General features: G+C 60.4%; 14 protein-coding genes and 1 pseudogene. 10 read left to right on the forward strand and 5 right to left on the reverse strand.

What is annotated here, in order from left to right; genetic code table 11:
• The first annotated feature begins 60 nt into the window (after window positions 1-60).
• Entirely contained in the window at window positions 61-651 is a 591-nt protein-coding gene (locus AC1ROI_RS27880; protein WP_102594321.1) for an HD domain-containing protein, read from the forward strand.
• Between the two features lie 137 nt (window positions 652-788).
• On the opposite strand, the gene AC1ROI_RS27885 is transcribed toward AC1ROI_RS27880, so the two are convergent.
• Window positions 789-1,604, reverse strand: coding sequence for a UDP-2,3-diacylglucosamine diphosphatase (locus tag AC1ROI_RS27885; protein ID WP_102594322.1), 816 nt, complete (start codon window positions 1,602-1,604; stop codon window positions 789-791).
• Window positions 1,605-1,733: 129 nt separating this feature from the next.
• On the opposite strand from AC1ROI_RS27885, the gene AC1ROI_RS27890 reads away from it, so the two are divergent.
• On the forward strand, window positions 1,734-2,498 hold the full coding sequence (locus tag AC1ROI_RS27890; RefSeq protein WP_077748023.1) for a helix-turn-helix transcriptional regulator: 765 nt from the start codon (window positions 1,734-1,736) through the stop codon (window positions 2,496-2,498).
• A gap of 72 nt (window positions 2,499-2,570) precedes the next feature.
• Complete coding sequence (locus AC1ROI_RS27895) at window positions 2,571-3,461, forward strand: DMT family transporter (protein ID WP_077748024.1); 891 nt, start codon at window positions 2,571-2,573, stop codon at window positions 3,459-3,461.
• Here AC1ROI_RS27895 and AC1ROI_RS27900 read toward each other — a convergent pair.
• The 4 genes from AC1ROI_RS27900 to recQ form a co-directional block, all read right to left on the reverse strand.
• Window positions 3,455-3,742: an Rdx family protein gene (locus tag AC1ROI_RS27900; RefSeq protein ID WP_102594323.1), complete on the reverse strand. Its 288-nt coding sequence runs from the start codon at window positions 3,740-3,742 to the stop codon at window positions 3,455-3,457. The genes AC1ROI_RS27895 and AC1ROI_RS27900 overlap by 7 nt on opposite strands.
• A 45-nt stretch (window positions 3,743-3,787) precedes the next feature.
• Window positions 3,788-5,560: a motility hub landmark protein FimV gene (locus AC1ROI_RS27905; protein ID WP_102594324.1), complete on the reverse strand. Its 1,773-nt coding sequence runs from the start codon at window positions 5,558-5,560 to the stop codon at window positions 3,788-3,790.
• A gap of 128 nt (window positions 5,561-5,688) precedes the next feature.
• Window positions 5,689-6,123, reverse strand: coding sequence for a MarR family transcriptional regulator (locus AC1ROI_RS27910; RefSeq protein WP_010461972.1), 435 nt, complete (start codon window positions 6,121-6,123; stop codon window positions 5,689-5,691).
• A gap of 120 nt (window positions 6,124-6,243) precedes the next feature.
• Window positions 6,244-8,370 (reverse strand): DNA helicase RecQ, encoded by a 2,127-nt coding sequence (gene recQ / locus AC1ROI_RS27915; protein ID WP_010461973.1) that lies wholly within the window; start codon window positions 8,368-8,370, stop codon window positions 6,244-6,246.
• 410 nt (window positions 8,371-8,780) lie between these two features.
• Between recQ and AC1ROI_RS27920 the strand changes: the two genes are divergently transcribed.
• The 7 genes and pseudogenes from AC1ROI_RS27920 to AC1ROI_RS27950 form a co-directional block, all read left to right on the forward strand.
• Window positions 8,781-9,368 (forward strand): UPF0149 family protein, encoded by a 588-nt coding sequence (locus AC1ROI_RS27920; RefSeq protein ID WP_010461974.1) that lies wholly within the window; start codon window positions 8,781-8,783, stop codon window positions 9,366-9,368.
• Window positions 9,369-9,378: 10 nt separating this feature from the next.
• On the forward strand, window positions 9,379-9,774 hold the full coding sequence (locus AC1ROI_RS27925) for a YbaN family protein (RefSeq protein ID WP_042932301.1): 396 nt from the start codon (window positions 9,379-9,381) through the stop codon (window positions 9,772-9,774).
• A 221-nt stretch (window positions 9,775-9,995) separates the two neighbouring features.
• On the forward strand, window positions 9,996-10,703 hold the full coding sequence (lapG, locus tag AC1ROI_RS27930; protein ID WP_083374765.1) for a cysteine protease LapG: 708 nt from the start codon (window positions 9,996-9,998) through the stop codon (window positions 10,701-10,703).
• Window positions 10,704-10,725: 22 nt separating this feature from the next.
• Window positions 10,726-12,666 (forward strand): cyclic di-GMP receptor LapD, encoded by a 1,941-nt coding sequence (lapD, locus tag AC1ROI_RS27935; RefSeq protein ID WP_010461980.1) that lies wholly within the window; start codon window positions 10,726-10,728, stop codon window positions 12,664-12,666.
• A gap of 139 nt (window positions 12,667-12,805) precedes the next feature.
• The gene (locus AC1ROI_RS27940) at window positions 12,806-16,063 is read left to right on the forward strand and encodes an RCC1 domain-containing protein (RefSeq protein WP_207255450.1); all 3,258 of its coding nucleotides are present in this window, start codon (window positions 12,806-12,808) and stop codon (window positions 16,061-16,063) included.
• A 21-nt stretch (window positions 16,064-16,084) separates the two neighbouring features.
• A pseudogene (locus tag AC1ROI_RS27945) lies at window positions 16,085-16,171 on the forward strand (DUF6124 family protein); the annotation flags it as partial.
• A 252-nt stretch (window positions 16,172-16,423) separates the two neighbouring features.
• Window positions 16,424-18,491 (forward strand): Ig-like domain-containing protein (locus tag AC1ROI_RS27950; RefSeq protein ID WP_492573983.1); only part of this gene is annotated, 2,068 nt, incomplete at its 3' end.

The following is an 18,491-nucleotide window of genomic DNA, read 5'->3' on the forward strand; positions in this document are numbered from 1 at the left end:
ATGTTGGATCCAAGTCCTACACTCAAGACATCCCTTTCGATTAGAACAAGAGGATAGCTGATGAACGCCAATGCACGATTCACCCACATGCAGGATGGCACGCAGGAAGACTGGGCGATCATCGCCGCCGACTTCAGTGCCTACGCCAGGCAGTTGCCGTCACGGATTGTGGCGCACCTGAAATTGCTGGAGGGTGATTCTGGCGGCTTCCCGGTGGATCGGCTGACCCATTCCCTGCAGACCGCCAGCCGTGCCTGGCGCGATGGCCGGGATGAAGAATACGTGGTCTGCGCGCTGCTTCACGACATCGGCGACACGCTCGGTTCCTACAACCATCCGGACATCGCCGCGGCGATCCTCAAGCCGTTCGTCAGTGCCGAAAACCTGTGGATGGTGGAGAAGCACGGGATATTCCAGGGGTATTACTTCTTCCATCACCTGGGAATGGATCGGCATTTGCGCGAACAATTCAGCGGGCATCCGCAGTATCAGGCGACCATCGAGTTCTGCGCCAAATATGACGCGGCGGCGTTTGATCCGGCTTACGAGACGTTACCGCTGAGCTTCTTTGAGCCAATGATGGAGCGCTTGTTTGCGCAACCGAAGCATTCGATCTACAAGGCGGCGATGGAAGAATACTCGCCAGCCTGACAGGTCCGGGGGGACCGCTGCGCGGTCCATCGCGAGCAGGCTCGCTCCCACAGGTGTCAGAGTCCGTTAAGGTCAATACGGTCAAAATTGTGGGCGCGTGCCTGTTCGCGATGAGGCCAGACCAGGCACGCTGACTTTTATGCCGGCTCTGCGATCTTCAAGGCTTTCAATTCGGCCTCCCGCGCCTGGGCATCCGCCAACCGGTACAACTCGATCGACCCGTCCCAATGCTCGATCAATGCCGTGCACGACTCCACCCAATCCCCGCAATTGAGGTAATCCACCCCGCCGACCTTGCGAATCTCGGCATGGTGAATGTGCCCGCACACCACCCCATGCAACTCGCGTTTGACGCACTCGTGGGCGATGGCTTCTTCAAAGTCGCTGATAAAACTGACTGCCGTTTTCACCTTGTGCTTGAGGTAGGCCGACAGCGACCAGTAGCCGTAGCCATAACGCGCGCGCCAGTGATTCAGCCAACGGTTGAGGGTCAGGGTGAATTCGTAGGCCGAGTCGCCGAGAAAGGCCAGCCAGCGGTGATACCGGGTAATCACGTCAAACTGGTCGCCGTGGATCACCAGCAGATGGCGGCCATCGGCGGTCACATGCACCGCTTCGTCCACCAGTTGGATGTTGCCCAGGATCAGCTTCGAATAGCGGCGCAGGAATTCGTCGTGATTGCCGGTGACATAGATCACCTCGGTGCCGCGCTTACTCATGGTCAGCAGGCGGCGAATCACGTTGGTGTGCGCCTGCGGCCAGTACATGCCGCCGCGCAGTTTCCAGCCATCGATGATGTCGCCGACCAGGTAGACCTTGTCCGCGTGGTAGCCCTTGAGAAACTGCGACAGGTGTTCGGCCTGGCAGTCCCGGGTGCCCAGATGCACGTCGGAAATCCACAAGGTCCGCACACGTTGCTTACGGCTGGGTTTGGCGAGCTCGGCGCTGGTCATTGGCAACCCTCAGGACAAGTTTTGGCAAGCTTGCGCGGTTCGGGTTAATGGCCCATGACAGCTGCGAGTCAATCCTGTGACAACGCCCGGCCGGTGTAGACTGGCCGCATCTTGACCGGGAGACCTGCGATGAGACCGATCCTCACGCTGCGCCAATACACCAAGGACCTGATCGTCCACAGCCACGACCACGCACAACTGGTGTTCGGGTTGTCGGGTGCGCTGGACTTCGAGGTCGACGGGCATGGTAGCCAGGTGGTTCAGCAGAGTTTCGTGGTGGTGCCGTCGGGCTTTCATCACGCCTGCGGCAGCAGCAATGGCAGCCGCTGCCTGGTGCTGGATATACCGAGTGACCAATGGGTTTCGCAGTCCCTTGGCGATCACGCCGACGCCAGCCGCCGTTTGCTCGACAACGCTGGGCGCCTGCCGCTGGATGCCGGGCAAAGCCAATTGGTGAGTTGGCTGGCGGGCAGCCAGGTCAGTGACCCGTTGATTGCCCAGCAAGGCGCGGTGCTGTTATTGGCCAGCCTCAATAACGCCAAGCCTGAAATCGTGGGCGGTCGCCGTCTGCCATATGCGGCGTTGAATGCGCATATCGATCAGTACGCGGCGTATCCATTGCAGGTCGCCGACCTGGCGCGCGTTGCCGGGCTGTCCAGTGCCCGATTGCATGCGCGGTTTGTCGCTGAGTGCGGGCAGACGCCGATGGATTACATCCGCAGCCGGCGGCTGCATAGTGCGGTAAGACTGCTGCGCGATTCGCCATTGCCCATCGGCGAGATTGCCAGTCGGGTCGGTTACAGTTCTCAGAGTGCCTTTGCCGCAGCGGTGTTGCGCGAGTTTAGTAAGACTCCGGGCGAACTGCGGCGCGAGGCTGGCGACAAAAGTCGATAGTCTGCCGACAGACTCAGCGAGTATGGCGCGGTTCAATGTCCCCCTCTGTTTGTCTTGTTGTTAAGGATCGCAATGACTCCCCGTACCGCCCTTGGCGCCCTGCATATCGGCGCATTGATGTTCGGCCTGACCGGTGTGTTCGGCAAACTCGCTGCCGCCTCGCCCGCGGTCATCGTGTTTGGTCGCGCGGCATTTGCGGTACTCGCCCTGGCGGTGTTCGCGCGATTTGCCAGCAGGACGCGCTGGTACACACTCGAAGCGCAGGACTGGCGCCGTCTGCTTCTCAGTGGCTTGCTGCTGGCCGGGCATTGGGTGAGTTTTTTCATTGCGGTTAAAGTCGCCGGAGTGGCGATAGCGACCCTGGGTTTCGCCAGCTTCCCGGCGTTTACCGTGATCCTCGAAGGGGTCATATTCCGGGAGCGGATCCGCGCCAATGAAATTCTGTTGGTGGTACTGGTGAGTGTCGGGCTGGTGCTGGTGACGCCGGACTTCGATCTGGCAAGTGGCGCCACCACGGGCCTGCTCTGGGCGATCGGTTCAGGCTTGCTGTTCGCCCTGCTGTCGCTGACCAACCGCGCCAGCTCCGGCAGAATCCCGCCGGTGCAGGCCGCGCTGTGTCAGAACGTCGTGGTCGCGCTGTGCCTTCTGCCGGTGGCGGCGCCGCAGTTGAGCGACGTCCGCGCCATCGACTGGCTGTGGATCGGTTTGCTCGGGGTGTTCTGCACCGGCGTCGCTCACAGTCTGTTCGTCGCCAGCCTGGCGGTGATCAAGGCGCGCACCGCCGCCGTGGTGTTCGCACTGGAACCGGTGTATGGCATCACCGTGGCCTGGTTGTTGTTCGATGAAAACCCGACGTTGCGCATGCTGCTTGGTGGCGCCTTGATCATCGTCGCGATTGTGGTCTCCAGCAGACTGTCCGGTTCAAGCAAAAAGACCGTGGCAGCCGAAGCCGCATCTCACTGAGTGCGGTCGTTGTGGCCGAGGTCGCGGTCCGGGTCGATCTGATCGCGGACCCGCTGCTTTAGCACCTTGGCTCCCGGGAAACCGCCGTCGGCCTTGCGCTCCCAGAGCTGCACCTCGTCACAAAAAATATGGAAAACCCCACCAGTGCCGGGCACCAGCGACACTTTGCCCAAGTCGTCGCCGAAGGTGCTCAGCAGCTCCTGGGCCAGCCAGGCCGCACGCAACAGCCATTGGCATTGCGTGCAGTAGGTGATGATGATTTCCGGTTTATGCGTGGTCATGACGGACAAGACTCCTGAGCCAGAGGGCGCCGCTATAGTAGTGGCTCAGCGGATCCCGGCCAACAGACTCCGGGCGGTTTGCTTGAGCGGTTCATCGCCCTCCTTGAGCAGCTCGCTGAGCAGTTCGATGGCGCTGTCCAGGTCGCCATCATCGATGCAGGTCTGGGCTTGTTCCAGTTTACCGGCATTGCTCGGCTCGACAGGCTCCAAGGTCAGGGAGTCAAGCTCCAAGGACTGACCGGGATCGCTGAACTCATCGAGAAAGTCGTCGCTCAGCGCCTGTGAGTCCGGTTCGGCGACCCACTCAAGCTCTGGCTCATCCAGCGTGGGCTCTTCAGGCATCTCGAATACCTCGGGCAACACGTGCAGATTCGAGGTGAACGCCGGCTCTACGGCCTTGGGTGATTCGTCTGAAGGTTTAGCGTTGTCGAAAGGGCTGATCAGGTCCCAGCTGGAATCCATGGACAGGTCATCCAGATTCAACTGGAACTCGTCGGCAGGTGCCGCTTGCGCGGAAGTGATGCCTGCCACGGCTGCCGCTGGTGCCGCTGGTGCCGCATTGCTCAGTTTCGGGTGGCGAGCGCGGATGTCCTCAAGCTTTTTTTCGTCGAACCCGCCGTCACGCAGGTTTTTTTCCTGTGCGTCATAGGCGGGAACATCCCCCTGTTTGCCGAGGATTTCCAGCAGTTGCACGCCCAGATCCGTGCGCTGCGGTTCCTTGACCAATGCTTCTCGCAACAACCCTGCGGCTTCGGAAAAACGGCCATACGCCAGGTAGATGCCGACCCCTTCGAGCACATCGCCTGTCGGCGTCTCTTCACGATGATCCGGAGCGGGTTTCAGCATGGGCTGTTGCACCGACGGGTGCGCCGCACGCTCAAGCCCCGGCTCCTGTTTCAAGGGTGAAACGGGCAAAACGGGCAAAACGGGCGAAGGCTCGGGTAACGCCTGAACCTGCTGGCGTTGACGTCGAACAAACAGCCCCAGCAATACCAGCGCGATCAGCGCCAGCAAGCCGATAATCAGCGGCCAATGGCTGGCCTCGGGCTCTTCAACAACGACGGGGGCAGGTGCCACCGCTACCGGAGTCACCGGCGGCGCCTGATTGACCTCCGACAGCCGGGTTTGCAGTTCGCTCACCTGTTTCTTCTGGCCGGCGATCTGTTCATCCTGAGCCTGAAGCTTTGCATTCAACTCATCGATGGTTTTTTGCAGCTGCTGGTTTTGCAACACGCTGGCGGCCAGTTGTTCGGCGGCAGGATCGGTGGCAGGTTGCACGACGGCCGGCGCCGGTGCGGACTTCTTCGCCGCCGGTGCCGGCGCAGTGGCCGGTTTGACGCTCGGGAATGGAGATCTCTGTGGGCTGGCGGCAGGTTCGTCTTCTGCCGGCACGATCCCCGGTGAACCCGGCGGATCGATCAGCACCGTGTACTCGCGCAGCAAGCGCCCATTGGGCTGATTGAGCTGCACCAGGAAATTCAGGAAAGGTTCATTGACCGGTTTGTTGGAGGTCACCCGGATCAGGCTGCGATTGCCCCGCAGGACCGGCGTGAACTTCAGGTCGTTGAGGAAGAACACCCGATCGACGCCGGCGCGGGTGAATTCCTCCGCTGTCGCCAGGCTGATCGAGAGTTCGCCCTCCTCCAGCCCGCCGACATCGACCAGGGCAATGTCAGCGCGCAACGGCTGATTCAACGCGGAATGAAGGGTAATGTCGCCCAATCCCAGCGCAGGGGCCAATGCCGAGTAAGTGACAGCACCACCGACCAGAAGCAGCCTGGCGCAACACTTCAATACAACGTGCCAACTCTCGAGCATGAGCATCCCTTAGATAACCAGAACCAACCTGTACGCGTTCGCACATCCGGTACGAACACGATATTGCCTAGTAGTTCTTTATAGTCTGCCCAACGGGGTATCTCAAAAAGCTGGCGCGTGGTTATGCCTCAAGATTTTTCCAGGTTGGCCAGAATGTGCCCGTGGACCCGCATGCACACCTTCAAATCCGCCTCATCGACGCCGTCGAACAGTTCGCGGCGCAGTTGAGTGGCAATGGTTTCAATTTGTTCGATCAGAGGACGGGCCGGAGCACAGAGGACTATTTTTTTCGCCCGGCGGTCTTCCAGCACGGATTGGCGCTGGACCAGACCCTGGGTTTCCAGGCTGTCGAGCAACCGGGCCAGGGTCGGCCCTTCGACGCCGACGCTTTGCGCCAGTTCACGCTGGGTCGGTGCTTCTTCGAAGCGCGCCAGGTGCAGCAGCACCAGCCAGCGCGCCTGGGACAGACCCAGGCCAGCCAGACGGCGATCCAGTTCGGCACGCCAGCCGCGCGACATCTGGGCCAGTTGCATGCCAAAACGGTGTTGATCGGTTAACGGCATAAAAAACTCATGATTAGACTGAAAATAGAGAAAAACTAATTATTAGTCAGCTAAGCATGACCGTTGGCTTGAGGCAAGGTCTGGTCTGTAGTGAATCGTTACATCACTGTAACAGGTCATTTAAACCTCGAATTCGGATTGCAGCGCCGCCCGAACGCAGTACAAGACACCTTCCGGCACTCGCCCGGCGAACAACGCGGCAATCTCCGACACTGGCGGCAACTCGCCCTCGCCATCGAGGAAGGCATCCTGAACTTCGCCCATCAATTCTTCGGGCAGGTCCAGCGCTTGTTCCAGCGACAACTGCTGCTTGCCGATGGCCTCGGCAAGCATGGTGTAGACATTCTTTTCCGAGCATTGCAGTTGGCCGGCGATCTGCAGCGGCGTCATGCCTGCGCGAGCGAGGGTGATCAACTCATGGCGCACGTCGGCAACGACTTTCGGTGCCTCGACCTGACCGCCCAGCACTTCGAGGAAGGCTTCGCCGTAACGTTCGAGCTTGCGTGCGCCGACGCCACTGACCGTGGCCATTTCCGCCAGAGAGGTTGGCTGGCTTCGGAGCATTTCCAACAGTGTCGAGTCGGGGAAGATGACATAAGGCGGCACGCCATGTTCCTCGGCGAGCTTGCGACGCAAGGCACGCAAGGCTTCCCACTGTTCGCGTTCTTCGCCACGAACCAGCTGGCTCGCCTGGCTCTTGCTGCTTTTGGCGGTGGTCTGCGGCTTGAGGTCGCGGCGCAGTTCCAGGGTCACTTCGCCCTTGAGCAGCGGCCGGCACGTATCGCTCAGGCGCAGGCCGCCGTAGCCTTCGAGGTCAATGTCTGCCAGGCCACGGGCCACCAGCTGGCGGAACAGGGAGCGCCATTCGCTCTCGCCCATGGCCTTGCCAACGCCATACACCGACAGGTGTTGATGGCCGAAGCTGCGGATCTTTTCGTTGTCCTTGCCCAGCAGCACGTCCACCAGATGCCCGACGCCATAACGCTGGCCGGTGCGGTAGATTGCCGAGAGCGCCTGACGGGCCGGCTCGGTGGCGTCCCAAGTCTGCACGCCATCGACGCAGTTGTCGCAATGGCCGCACGGCTCGGGCATGTCTTCGTCGAAGTAGGCCAGCAAGGTTTGCCGACGGCAGCGGGTTTCTTCGCAGAGCGAGAGCATGGCGTCGAGCTTGTGTTGCTCCAGACGCTTGTGGCGCTCATCGCCTTCGGAGTTTTGCAGCATCTGCTTGAGCATCACCACATCTTGCAGGCCGTAAGCCATCCAGGCATCCGCCGGCAGACCATCACGGCCGCCGCGACCGGTTTCCTGGTAGTACGCCTCAAGGGACTTCGGCAAATCGAGGTGGGCGACAAAGCGCACGTTGGGCTTGTCGATGCCCATGCCGAACGCCACGGTGGCGACCATGATCAGCCCTTCTTCGTTGAGGAAACGCTTCTGGTGATGGGCCCGGGTGTCGTTGGGCAAACCGGCGTGGTACGGCAGCGCCGGAAAACCTTGCTCGCTGAGGAACACTGCGACTTCGTCGACTTTCTTGCGCGACAGGCAATAGACAATACCGGCATCGCTGCGGCGCTCGGCAAGGAACGCCAGCAACTGCTTGCGCGGCTGCTCCTTGGGTACGATGCGGTAGAAAATGTTCGGACGGTCGAAGCTCGAGAGAAAGCGCTCGGCGTTCTGCAGATGCAAACGGTCGACGATTTCTTCGCGGGTGCGCTTGTCGGCCGTGGCCGTCAGGGCAATACGCGGGACGTTGGGGAACAGCTCCGCCAACTGGCCCAGTTGCAGGTATTCGCGACGGAAGTCATGACCCCATTGGGACACGCAGTGTGCTTCGTCGATGGCGAACAGGGCGATTTCAAGGCTTTGCAGGAAAGCCAGCATGCGTGGCTGGACCAGACGCTCGGGCGCCAGGTACAGCATCTTCACTTCGCCGCGCTTGATCCGCGCGGCGAGATCACGCTGCTGCTCGGCGCTCAGGGTGGAGTTCAATGCAGCGGCGGCGACGCCGAGCTCTTCGAGGGTCGCGACCTGATCGTCCATCAGTGCGATCAACGGCGATACCACCACGGCCAGGCCTTCGCGCAGCAGCGCCGGCACCTGGAAGCACAAGGATTTGCCGCCACCGGTAGGCATCAGCACCAAGGCGTCACCGCCACTGGCCACGCGCTCAATGATTGCACCCTGGCGGCCACGGAAACTGTCGTAGCCGAAGATGTCCTTGAGGACGCGTTGAGCCTGTTCGAGCATAAAAACTCCAAAAATCACCGAAACATCCCTGCAAGGCTGGTTCAGAACCACGCAGGCTGCACTGACAAATCGTAAGTGCGCATTGCATGACGCTTCACATTTCAGCCGCGACGCCAGCAGGGCATCACAAAACGCGCGAGTATACCCGAGGCCTCCCTTGCAAAGGGCACCGCTGAGAAGACACATAAGGACAAACACCGCACAACCTGTGGGAGCGAGCCTGCTCGCGATGGCGGCATGTCAGGCGATAAATGTATTGGATGTACCGACCTCATCGCGAGCAGGCTCGCTCCCACAGGGATTGCGGTGTTTGTGAGGTCCCAGCGTTGCAAATATCCCGCGCGGCTGGCCTGAGCGCTCAAGAAGGCCTAGAATTCCCGCATCTGTTAATTCCCCAAGGTAGCCCTTTAATGTCCTTCGCTGAGCAACTAACCCGTTTGCAAGTCTTCCTCGACGCCGACGAACTGCACGACGAGGCGCTGGACTACGTGGCCGCCCACGGCTACCTCACTGCGCTGTCGATCTGTTCCGAAGAGGTTCCGGATCGTGAATGGATCGACGCCCTCTTCGCCGAAGAGCCGCATTACGCTGACGACACCGAGCGTGAAGCGATCGAATCCACCCTGCTGGCCCTCAAGGCTCACATCGCGCGCCAACTGGCCTCCGATGAAGAGTTCGAGCTGCCTTGCGACCTGGACCTGGGCGAAGAGCCGGACGATTCCGACCTGCGCGGCTGGTGCATCGGTTTCATGGAAGGCGTGTTCCTGCGCGAAGCGGCCTGGTTCGAAACCGCCGAAGACGAAGTCAGCGAAATGCTGCTTCCGATCATGGTCGGTTCGGGTCTGTTCGACGAACAGCCTGAGTTCGAAGACATCGCCAAAGACGCCAATCTGATGGACGACATGATCGTGCAGATCCCGGAAGCCCTGACCGCGCTGTACCTGCTGTGCCAGGCGCCAGACGAAAAACCGGCGATCCTCAAGCCACGTCACCACTAAGGTTTTGCCTATGGACAACCCCATAGGCAACCGCTCCCTGATGTTGCGTTACGTGCTGCTAGCCATCGGCTGGCTGAGCGTAGCGCTGGGGGTGATCGGGATTTTCCTGCCGGTGTTGCCCACCACGCCCTTCCTGCTGCTGGCGGCCGCCTGTTTCGCCCGCAGTTCGCCACGTTTCTATCAATGGCTGGTGGGGCATCCACGGCTTGGCCCGTGGATTCGCGACTACCTTGACGGCAACGGCATCCCGCTCAAGGGCAAGGTCTACGCCATCGGCCTGATGTGGGTGAGCATCCTGTTCTCCTGCTACCTGGTTCCCCTGCCGTGGGCGCGAGGGGCCATGCTGACCAGCGCGGTGCTGGTGACGATCTACATCCTCAAACAGAAAACCCTGCAAAAGCCCTGAGCTTCTGTGGCAAGGGAGCTTGCTCCCGCTGGGTTGCGAAGCATCCCCAGAACCTCCCCCCAATTCTCCTGACAGACCTCATTGATTGGTTTGGCGACTGCTTCGCAGCCGAACGGGAGCAAGCGCCCTCGCCACAGGGTCCATCTGCCGACCCGACGATTAGTCCTGTCTTTTAAAGAACACCGCCTAGACTTCAGTCATCTGCACCCGAGCAGCCAGACATGTCCCGTCGATGGCGTAGTCCAGGAAGGTCAACGCTCCGACTTCGGCTCGGCGGATGGCTGCTGCTAGCGAGTTTTCTGCTGACCGGGCTCAGCAGCGTGTGGGCCAACTGGAACTTTACGCAGATCCTGCAAATCGCCGAAAAGCGCTACGGTCCGCTCGGCCCCGCCCAAGGAAGAATCGAGGCCTGGAGTCAAATGCTCAAAAGCGAACTCAACCAACCCGAGCGCGAACAACTGGACGCGGTCAATCGCTTCTTCAATCAACAGCTGAATTTTCAGGACGACACGCGCATCTGGCGCCAGACCGATTACTGGGCCACGCCGGAAGAATCCTTGATCAAGGGCGCCGCCGACTGCGAAGACTACGCCCTGGCGAAATATTTCAGCCTGCGCCAACTCGGGATTCCCAGCGAGAAACTGCGCATTACCTACGTCAAGGCACTGTCCCAAAACCAGGCGCACATGGTGCTGACCTTCTACAGCAGCCCCACGGCCGAGCCGCTGGTGCTCGACAACCTGATCGGCGAGATCCGCCCCGCCTCCCAACGCAAAGACCTGTTGCCGGTGTACGCCTTCAATGCCGAAGGCCTGTACTTGCCGGGGGCCAATGGCGGCAAACGCAGCAGCGACTCGAAGAAGTTGTCGCGTTGGCAGGACGTGTTGAAAAAGATGCAAGCCGAAGGGTTCGCCGTGGGCGAAGGCTAGCCGCCATCGCAAGGAGCGTTTTATGTCACTGCGCAAACAGTTGTTTCTCGCCATTTGCCTGTTCTTGCTGGTGGCCTTCAGCGGCAGTTTTTTTGTCAGCCTGGAAAGCTCCCGTGAACAGATGCTCGGCCAGTTGCGCTCCCACGCCCAGGACGCTGCCACCGCCTTGGGTTTATCGTTGACCGCGCAGATCGACGACCCGGCGATGACCGAATTGATGGTCAGCTCGATTTTCGACAGCGGCTATTTCCGCAGCATCCGCGTCGTCAATATCGTCGATGGACAAGTGCTGGTGGAGCGCAGCGCACCAGCACAGATCGAAGGCGTGCCCGGCTGGTTTGTGAGCCTGGTCAACCTGCGCCCGGAAGGTGGCGATGCCTTGGTCATGCGCGGCTGGGAACAGGTGGCGCGGGTCGAAGTGCTGAGCAATCCGCAGTTCGCCCTGGCCAAACTCTGGGACAGCACCCTCGGCAGCCTGATCTGGCTGTTGGTCTGCGGATTGCTCAGCGCCGTATTCGGTGGATGGTTGTTACGCCGGCAATTGCGCCCGCTCGACAAAATGGTCAGGCAGGCCGAAGCCATCAGCAAACGCGAGTTCCTCAGCCTGCCCAAATTGCCACGCACACCTGAACTGAGGCGTGTGGTGCTGGCCATGAATCAGATGGTCGAAAAGCTCAAGGCGCTGTTTTCCGAAGAAGCCACGCGCAGCGAAAAACTGCGCGCCGAGTCTTATCAGGACAGCCTCACCGGCCTGGCCAATCGACGCTTGCTGGATGAACAACTGGCCGACCATTTATTGGTTTCCGAGCAAAGCAGTGACGGCCATTTACTGATGCTGCGGATCAACGACCTGATCGGTCTCAACCAGCGCCTGGGCGGACTGCGCACCGACGGGCTGATCAGCGCCGTCGGCGAATTGCTCAAACGTCTGACGCAGCTGCCTGAACGCCGTACCTGGCTGGCGGCGCGCAATCGTGGTGGTGAGTTCAGCCTGCTGACCCCCGGCCTGGACAGTACCGAAGCCGCCCGACTCGCCTCGGAAATCAGCGCCACCCTGGAAAATCTGCGCCTGACCGGTGCCAGCGATTGCATGCCCGTGGCGCATTTGGGCGTGGTCGCTTATCAGCCCGGCGAACCGGCCAGCGACGTCCTGCTGCGCCTCGATCAAGCACTGGCCCAGGCCCAGCAACATCCCGAACGGCCGTGGGTGCATCTGGCCCGCTCCGATACCGCGACGAACCACACCCAACACGACTGGCGCACCTGGATCGACGACGCCCTCACCGAGGGCAAAATGCAGCTGTATTTCCAACCCGTGGTGCAATGCGCCGACACCAGCCAGGTGCTGCACCACAAAGTCCTCGCGCGCCTGCTCGAGCCGCAAGGCGAGGCCATCGCCGCCGGGCATTTCCTGCCGTGGATCGAGCGTCTCGGCTGGACCGCGCGGTTCGACCTGGCGATGCTCGAAGCCACCCTCGACTACCTCATCGTCAACCGCTGGCCCTTGGCGTTGAGCCTCTCCGGCAGCACCTTGCGCGACCCGGCGCAACTGCGACAAATCATCGACATGCTCGAGTCACTGCCCGATCTGGCACCTCTGCTGACCCTGGAAATCGACGAACGCCAACTGCCGCCCCCCGATGAACTGCAACGCCTGAGCCACAGCCTGCTCGACACCGGTTATCGCATCGGCTTGCAGCACTTTGGCGGCAGTTTCAGCCAGATCGGCAATCTCACGCAGCTTGGGTTGGCGTACTTGAAAATCGATGGGGCGTACATCCGCCACATTGATGAGCAGAGTGACAAGCGGCTGTTTATTGATGCGATCTACCGGGCGACCAACAGCATTGATTTGCCGTTGATTGCGGAGATGGTCGAGACCAAAGGCGAGCTGGAGGTGATTCGGGCGTTGGGGTTGTTTGGGGTCATGGGACGGTTGATCGGGCCGCCGGAGCCGATGTAGGCCGGTTAACGCCAATCCTGCTATGCATTACCGCTTATCGGAAACAGGGACTTACCTGTTATTTCTGACAGTAGCCAACCGCACGGTCTAACACCTTAAATAACTCCGTCGCCCAGCCCCCCTCGACAGGAGTCTCCCCATGCTCGTGCAACCCGTCCGTCACCTTGTTTCCATGCTGCTGCGTGAACCAGAAATCCCCGGTGCCCGTTTACTGGACTCTTCCACTGACGTCTGGGCAATCAACCGTGCCGCCGCCCTGGACAACTTCCCCATCAACGGGCTCAAGGTCTACGTCCCGGCTTGGTCAAGCATGGGCAAAGGCGACAAGGTCGAGCTGCAGTTCGACGACCAGGTGGTCAATCAGCACATTATCACCGACGACGCCGAAGTCGGTCAGCGGGTGACCTTGTGGGTCGAACCCAGGCATTGGCTGACCGGGACGCACACACTGGCTTACCGGGTGACCCGTTTCAATCAGGGCGCCGAGACGTTTACGCCGGCACTCAAGCTCTACGCCAAGCTGGAGATTCCTGCGGGCCAGGACACGGACGACACCCCAGGCAGCCACTCGAACCTGTACCTGTTCATCGATCCGGCCATCGTCGAGAACATCGTCGACAAGGAGATCGCCGCGGCCGGGGTGGACATCATCGTTCGGGCCGAGTCCGGGACCGGCGTGCCTTATCCGGATGCGGCGGTGGGCGATGTCATGGTGCTGAGCTGGGGCGGTGTGCTCGTGGAATCCGCGCCGCTGACTGCCGAGCAGATCAGCGACCCGGCCACTCACCCGATCGTGATCCACGTCGACGAAGCCACCATCCTGGCCGCGGGCGACACCGACATTTCCGGGCTGGCGGTCACCTTCCGCGTGCGCGATGTGGTGCACAATTTTTCGGAAGACTGGTGCAAGGCCACGCGGCTGGTGGTCATGACCGGCGTCGATCTGCTCGATGCGCCGATCGTCAAGGAGGCGAAGAACAACATCCTTGACCTTGATGCGCTGGAGGACAAAAACATCACGGCTCAGGTCTGGGCCAAAGGGCCGGCGTTCGAGCAGGACGACCGCATCATCCTGAAGATGCGCGGCACCACCGTGGACAACGAGGCCGTGGAAGTCAACACGCCGGCCCAGACGGTCAACAACCTGCCGCATACCTATGAATTCGAACTGTCCAACGCCGACGTGCGTCAACTGGCCAAAACCCAGGTGACCTTTTCCTATCGCGTAGAGCGCCCGGGCGTGACCGACCCCCTGCCGTCAAAGGGGCAATTCGTCACCTTCATCGGCGAACCGAAACACCTGGCCGCGCCCAAGGCCGAAGATGAACAAAACGGCGCGATTGATCCGGACCTGCCTCACCCTCGCGTGCGGATTCCGTTCGATCCGATCATGCAGCAGGGCATGGCCATCGACCTCATCTGGGCCGGCACCCGCCCGGATACCGGCAGCTACACCCCTGAGCTGGATTGGTATTTTCCAACCTGGGAAGAGATCGAAGCCCAGCAAGATTTCTTCATCGCGGTGGACGGCAGGCACCTGAAAACCCTGGAAGGCGGCACGCTGGAGCTGTCGTACTACCTGCTCCGCGAAGGCCCGAACGGTGAAGTCATCCGCCGCGAATCGCTGCATGCGGCGCCGCTACAGGTGGGCGAGCCGCAGTTCGAGTTGGTCAAACCGATCGTGCAGGGTGAACAGAACGGAGCGCTGGAGCCCGGGGACCTGCCCGGCGGCATCGGCAAACTGACCGCGCCAAGACCCACCGTCAAACCGACCCAATCCGGTGACATCGTGACCTACACCTGGACGGGTGAAGTCACGGGTACCACGGAAGACTCCGTCACCCTCAACGGGCTGTCCAAAGACAAGGATGTGAATTTCACCCTCAACGCCACGTTTGTCGCCGAACACATCGAGCCGAACCGCGGCAAGAAGGTGACAGTGAGTTACCGGATCTGGCGGGCGGCGACGAACGAGACGAGTTATTCGAATATGCTGGAGTTTGGGGTTGGCCAGGTGATTGGCTCAGGCAACCTGAAAGTCATGGGGGCGCGCTTCAATTGCCATACGTTTGGGTATTTCGGCGCTTCTCGTGTATTGAGCGCGTTCGATGCCACGACCGAGCAACCCATAGAGGCGCAGTGGAAATATGCCACAGACACTGAGTGGACAACTGCCACCACCTGGACCGATACAACGCCACAGGAACCTTTACAGGTTCGTTCCTCCGACAAACAGATCACCCTCAATCCGGCAAATATTATCGGCAACGGATCCTCCTTCGTCGCGCATCGTGACGGGGGTGACGTGATCGCTTGGGGCAACGCTGATCGGGGTGGGACGATTCCCCCGGCCATTATCCCCCTGAAAGACATTGTTGAAGTCAGTAGCACTTACTCCGCTTACGCTGCCCGCCGAACCCATGGAGCGGTGGTGGTGTGGGGGGCTGCGAGTAGTGGTGGGGACATGGGCAGTGTTGTGCCTTCGGACTTTGTTCGGGTTGTTGGTAACTTTGCGGCGTTTGCCGGTTTAAAGAATGCGAATCAGGTGGTTGCCTGGGGTCATGACAACGCGGGCGGCATTGTGCCTAGTGCAATCGCGGCACTCAGGGACATTGTGCGGATCGTTGTCAGTGGCTTCGCATTTGCCGCGCAACGGGCCACCGGGCAGGTGGTGGCTTGGGGAAATCCCGGTATGGGGGGAAATCTGCCGACGGACATTGCCCTGCTCACCGATATCAACATGATCCTCGGTGCTCAGCATGCCTTTGCGGCCCTTCGGGCCACCGGCCGTCTCGTCGCTTGGGGCGACGTTCATAATGGTGGAGCCCTGCCAGCGCCGATTGCTGCATTGAACGACATCATCGAGCTGCGTTGTAATGCTGCGGCGTTTATAGCGAAGCGCGCTACAGGCCAATGGGTGGCTTGGGGCCAACCATCAAGTGGTGGCACTATCAGCCCAGAGCTCGCGGAATTGAAGGATATTGTTGACGTGAGCTCGACAGCATCAGCATTCGCAGCTCGTCGTGCCAACGGCCATGTAGTGGCGTGGGGAGACCTGACAACGGGCGGCCGGGTGCCTGCCGACATCGCGCTGCTGAACGACATTGTGCAGGTGGCCGGCACGGGGGCAGCGTTCGCAGCCTTGCGTAAGAATGGTACCGTCGTAGCTTGGGGCAAGCCGGGTATGGGGGGGGATACGTCAGCGGTTGAGGACCAACTGATCAATGTACAAGCCCTATACGCCAGCTACTGGGCGTTTACCGCCCTGACCTCCGATGGTCGCGTTGTAACCTGGGGTGACCATGAACGAGGAGGCGACAGCAGTGCAGTGCAAGACCAGTTGGTCGGTCAGGTTTCCTATCAGGTAAGTGCAGTTTCGCGTGGGGTGAGTGTTTAAGGGACGGATCGATTGACTACGCATCGCAACACTGGACTGGTGATTGAGCCAGTGGTGATGCTGGGCGAGCTGGCAGTGAATCGGATGCTGGATAACCTTGATCCGAAGTCATCACTGGTCAGTCATACCGTGTCATCGTTCTTCGCGAGCAGGCCCGCTCCCACATTGGGTCTGGGTCGATCACGGAGGTGCATGGAACAAGAAACGGCCTACCCAGGCCGTTTTTTTTCGCCTACCGTTTGTCTAAAACCCCCGCCCACCTGTTAGTTCTGACAGTAGTCAGCGCGCCTTTCATCGTGCCCAATCTACCTGTCAATGTCCCCTCCCCCACAGTGGCGTACCTTCGCCAAGGAGTTTTTGATGGCCGCTTCTGGTCTATTCCTGTTTCGCCCTTCAGGGTCGGTCGTCGCCCCGCTGCAGCACCGGCCATTGATGATTGCCGGCGCGGTCGAGCCGATTGTCGACGGTGACGCGGGTATCAACATCAGTGTGGTGGAGAGCCATCCGGAGGGGGTGTTGTGCGCTATCAATAAATACAGCCCTCCAGTGCTGGCGGGCGATCAGATTGATGTGTATTGGGACGGTGACAAGATCTTCCACAAGGAACTCCAGCCAGAAGAAGTCGACGGTGATTTCCTGTTCTTTTTCCTGCCCGTCGCCCCCATGGTTCCCGGTTGGGTGGAAACGGTTTACTACGTGCTCACGCGCAAGGACGAAACAGTGCCGGACGACCCGTCAGCTGGGTTGCGGGTGCTGGTGAAGCTCGACAGGCCGGGGGGGCGCGACAAGGAACCTCATCTGCCAGGCCATTCCGAACTGCATAAACCGCAACTCCCCCAAGACGTCATTGACAATGGTATCGATGCGGAGTGGGCCGCCAGCGGTGTCCCTGTCACGATCCCCTTCTACCTTGGAATTTTCCCTTACGACGTGGTGAATCTGCACTGGGGCAGCGTTCGAATCCCTCATACCGTCACCCCCGATCAGGCCAATCGCGAAACCCCCATCATCATCACGGTGGATCAGGACGCCATTCTCGCCGGCGGTGACAGCGCGGCGTTGCCGGTTCGCTACTTTCCGCACGACCCGGTGTGGAACTGGGCCGAGAAGCACTCCATAAGCACGACGGTTCTGGTCGATGCCGGTGCCTGGCGCCTGGAATCACCGATCATCAATGAAGCCGTGAACGGGATCATCACCCTCAAGGATCTGAACAACGAAGACGTCACCGTTCTGGTCAAGATTGCTGGCGACGATTTTGCGATCGGCGATACGGTGAAGCTGACCTGGATCGGCACGCCTGCTGTCGGCAAACCGTTGATCCATACGCAATCGCGAACCGTGGACAACATCCCGCACCACCTCGAATTCAAGGTGCCCTACGCCGAGGTCCGCGCAATTGCCATGGGGTCGGCCGACGCCTCGTATGTGTTGACCAAACTGGATAACTCGCCGCCCCTGTCGTCCAAGCGCGCATTCGCCGATGTCGTTGGGGATGTGGCAATCATCCCGGCGCCCATCGTTGAGCAAGCGGTGGGCGGCACGCTTGAACCCGACAACGAATATGCAACGGTGCGTGTCAGCTATCCCGGCATGGCCAGCGGCGATTCCCTCAACCTGATCTGGCTGGGTACCCAAGCCAACGGTCAGTCGTATTTGCACGAAGAGCCACACACTGTCAGCGCCGGAGAGGCCGCCGACAAGCTAGTGACCTTCCACATCGACAGTCAGCACATTGTCGTGCTGGACAAGGGTTCGCTGGACCTGTCCTACCGCATCACCAACGACGCCGTAGCGCTGTATGGCATCAGTGAATCGGAACGCTTGCTGCTCAAGGTCGAACAATTGCGCACCACACTGCCGGTGCCCGTGGTGCTGGAAGCCGACCCACCGGATGTGCTCGACCCCTCGAAGGTTTTCCATAACGTGAATGTCAGGGTCAACTACCTCGGCACGCTCCCGGGCGACATTCTGACCTGTCACTGGAGCGGCAACGGTCCTTTTGGCAGCACAACCAACTGGGTGCCGATCACCACCGTGACCGCCGGAAAACCCGTGACGTTCAGAGTGGCGGAGGAGTTCGTCGCGGCCAATATCGGCAAGTACGTCAAGGTACGTTACACGGTGAAGCATGCGGCTACGGGGTTGTGGAGTTATTCGGTTACGTTGAATTTGCTGGTCGCAGCATGGATTGCACCGACACTGGACACAGTCACCGACTCCAAAGGCCCGGTCCCCCAGGGCGGCATCACCTTTGACCGATCAGTAACCGTCACTGGCAAGGCCAGCCCCAACCAGAAAGTCCGCTTGCTCGATGGCACCACTTCATTGGGAGAACCTACCGCCAATGTTTCGGGAACCTGGACTCAGGTGGTAAGTGCATTGACCGTCAAGGCTTACAGCCTCAAGGCGCTGGCGCTGTATGGCG

This window comes from Pseudomonas sp. GW823-FHT02C02 (assembly GCF_058797635.1).

Bases quoted from the DNA above. Each gene is read 5' to 3' on its own strand.
- lapG (WP_083374765.1), top strand. From the start codon at position 9,996: ATGTCCCGTCGATGGCGTAGTCCAGGAAGGTCAACGCTCCGACTTCGG.
- AC1ROI_RS27880 (WP_102594321.1), top strand. From the start codon at position 61: ATGAACGCCAATGCACGATTCACCCACATGCAGGATGGCACGCAGGAA.
- AC1ROI_RS27890 (WP_077748023.1), top strand. From the start codon at position 1,734: ATGAGACCGATCCTCACGCTGCGCCAATACACCAAGGACCTGATCGTC.
- AC1ROI_RS27910 (WP_010461972.1), bottom strand. From the start codon at position 6,123: ATGCCGTTAACCGATCAACACCGTTTTGGCATGCAACTGGCCCAGATG.
- AC1ROI_RS27925 (WP_042932301.1), top strand. From the start codon at position 9,379: ATGGACAACCCCATAGGCAACCGCTCCCTGATGTTGCGTTACGTGCTG.
- AC1ROI_RS27900 (WP_102594323.1), bottom strand. From the start codon at position 3,742: ATGACCACGCATAAACCGGAAATCATCATCACCTACTGCACGCAATGC.
- AC1ROI_RS27905 (WP_102594324.1), bottom strand. From the start codon at position 5,560: ATGCTCGAGAGTTGGCACGTTGTATTGAAGTGTTGCGCCAGGCTGCTT.
- lapD (WP_010461980.1), top strand. From the start codon at position 10,726: ATGTCACTGCGCAAACAGTTGTTTCTCGCCATTTGCCTGTTCTTGCTG.
- recQ (WP_010461973.1), bottom strand. From the start codon at position 8,370: ATGCTCGAACAGGCTCAACGCGTCCTCAAGGACATCTTCGGCTACGAC.
- AC1ROI_RS27920 (WP_010461974.1), top strand. From the start codon at position 8,781: ATGTCCTTCGCTGAGCAACTAACCCGTTTGCAAGTCTTCCTCGACGCC.
- AC1ROI_RS27940 (WP_207255450.1), top strand. From the start codon at position 12,806: ATGCTCGTGCAACCCGTCCGTCACCTTGTTTCCATGCTGCTGCGTGAA.
- AC1ROI_RS27885 (WP_102594322.1), bottom strand. From the start codon at position 1,604: ATGACCAGCGCCGAGCTCGCCAAACCCAGCCGTAAGCAACGTGTGCGG.
- AC1ROI_RS27895 (WP_077748024.1), top strand. From the start codon at position 2,571: ATGACTCCCCGTACCGCCCTTGGCGCCCTGCATATCGGCGCATTGATG.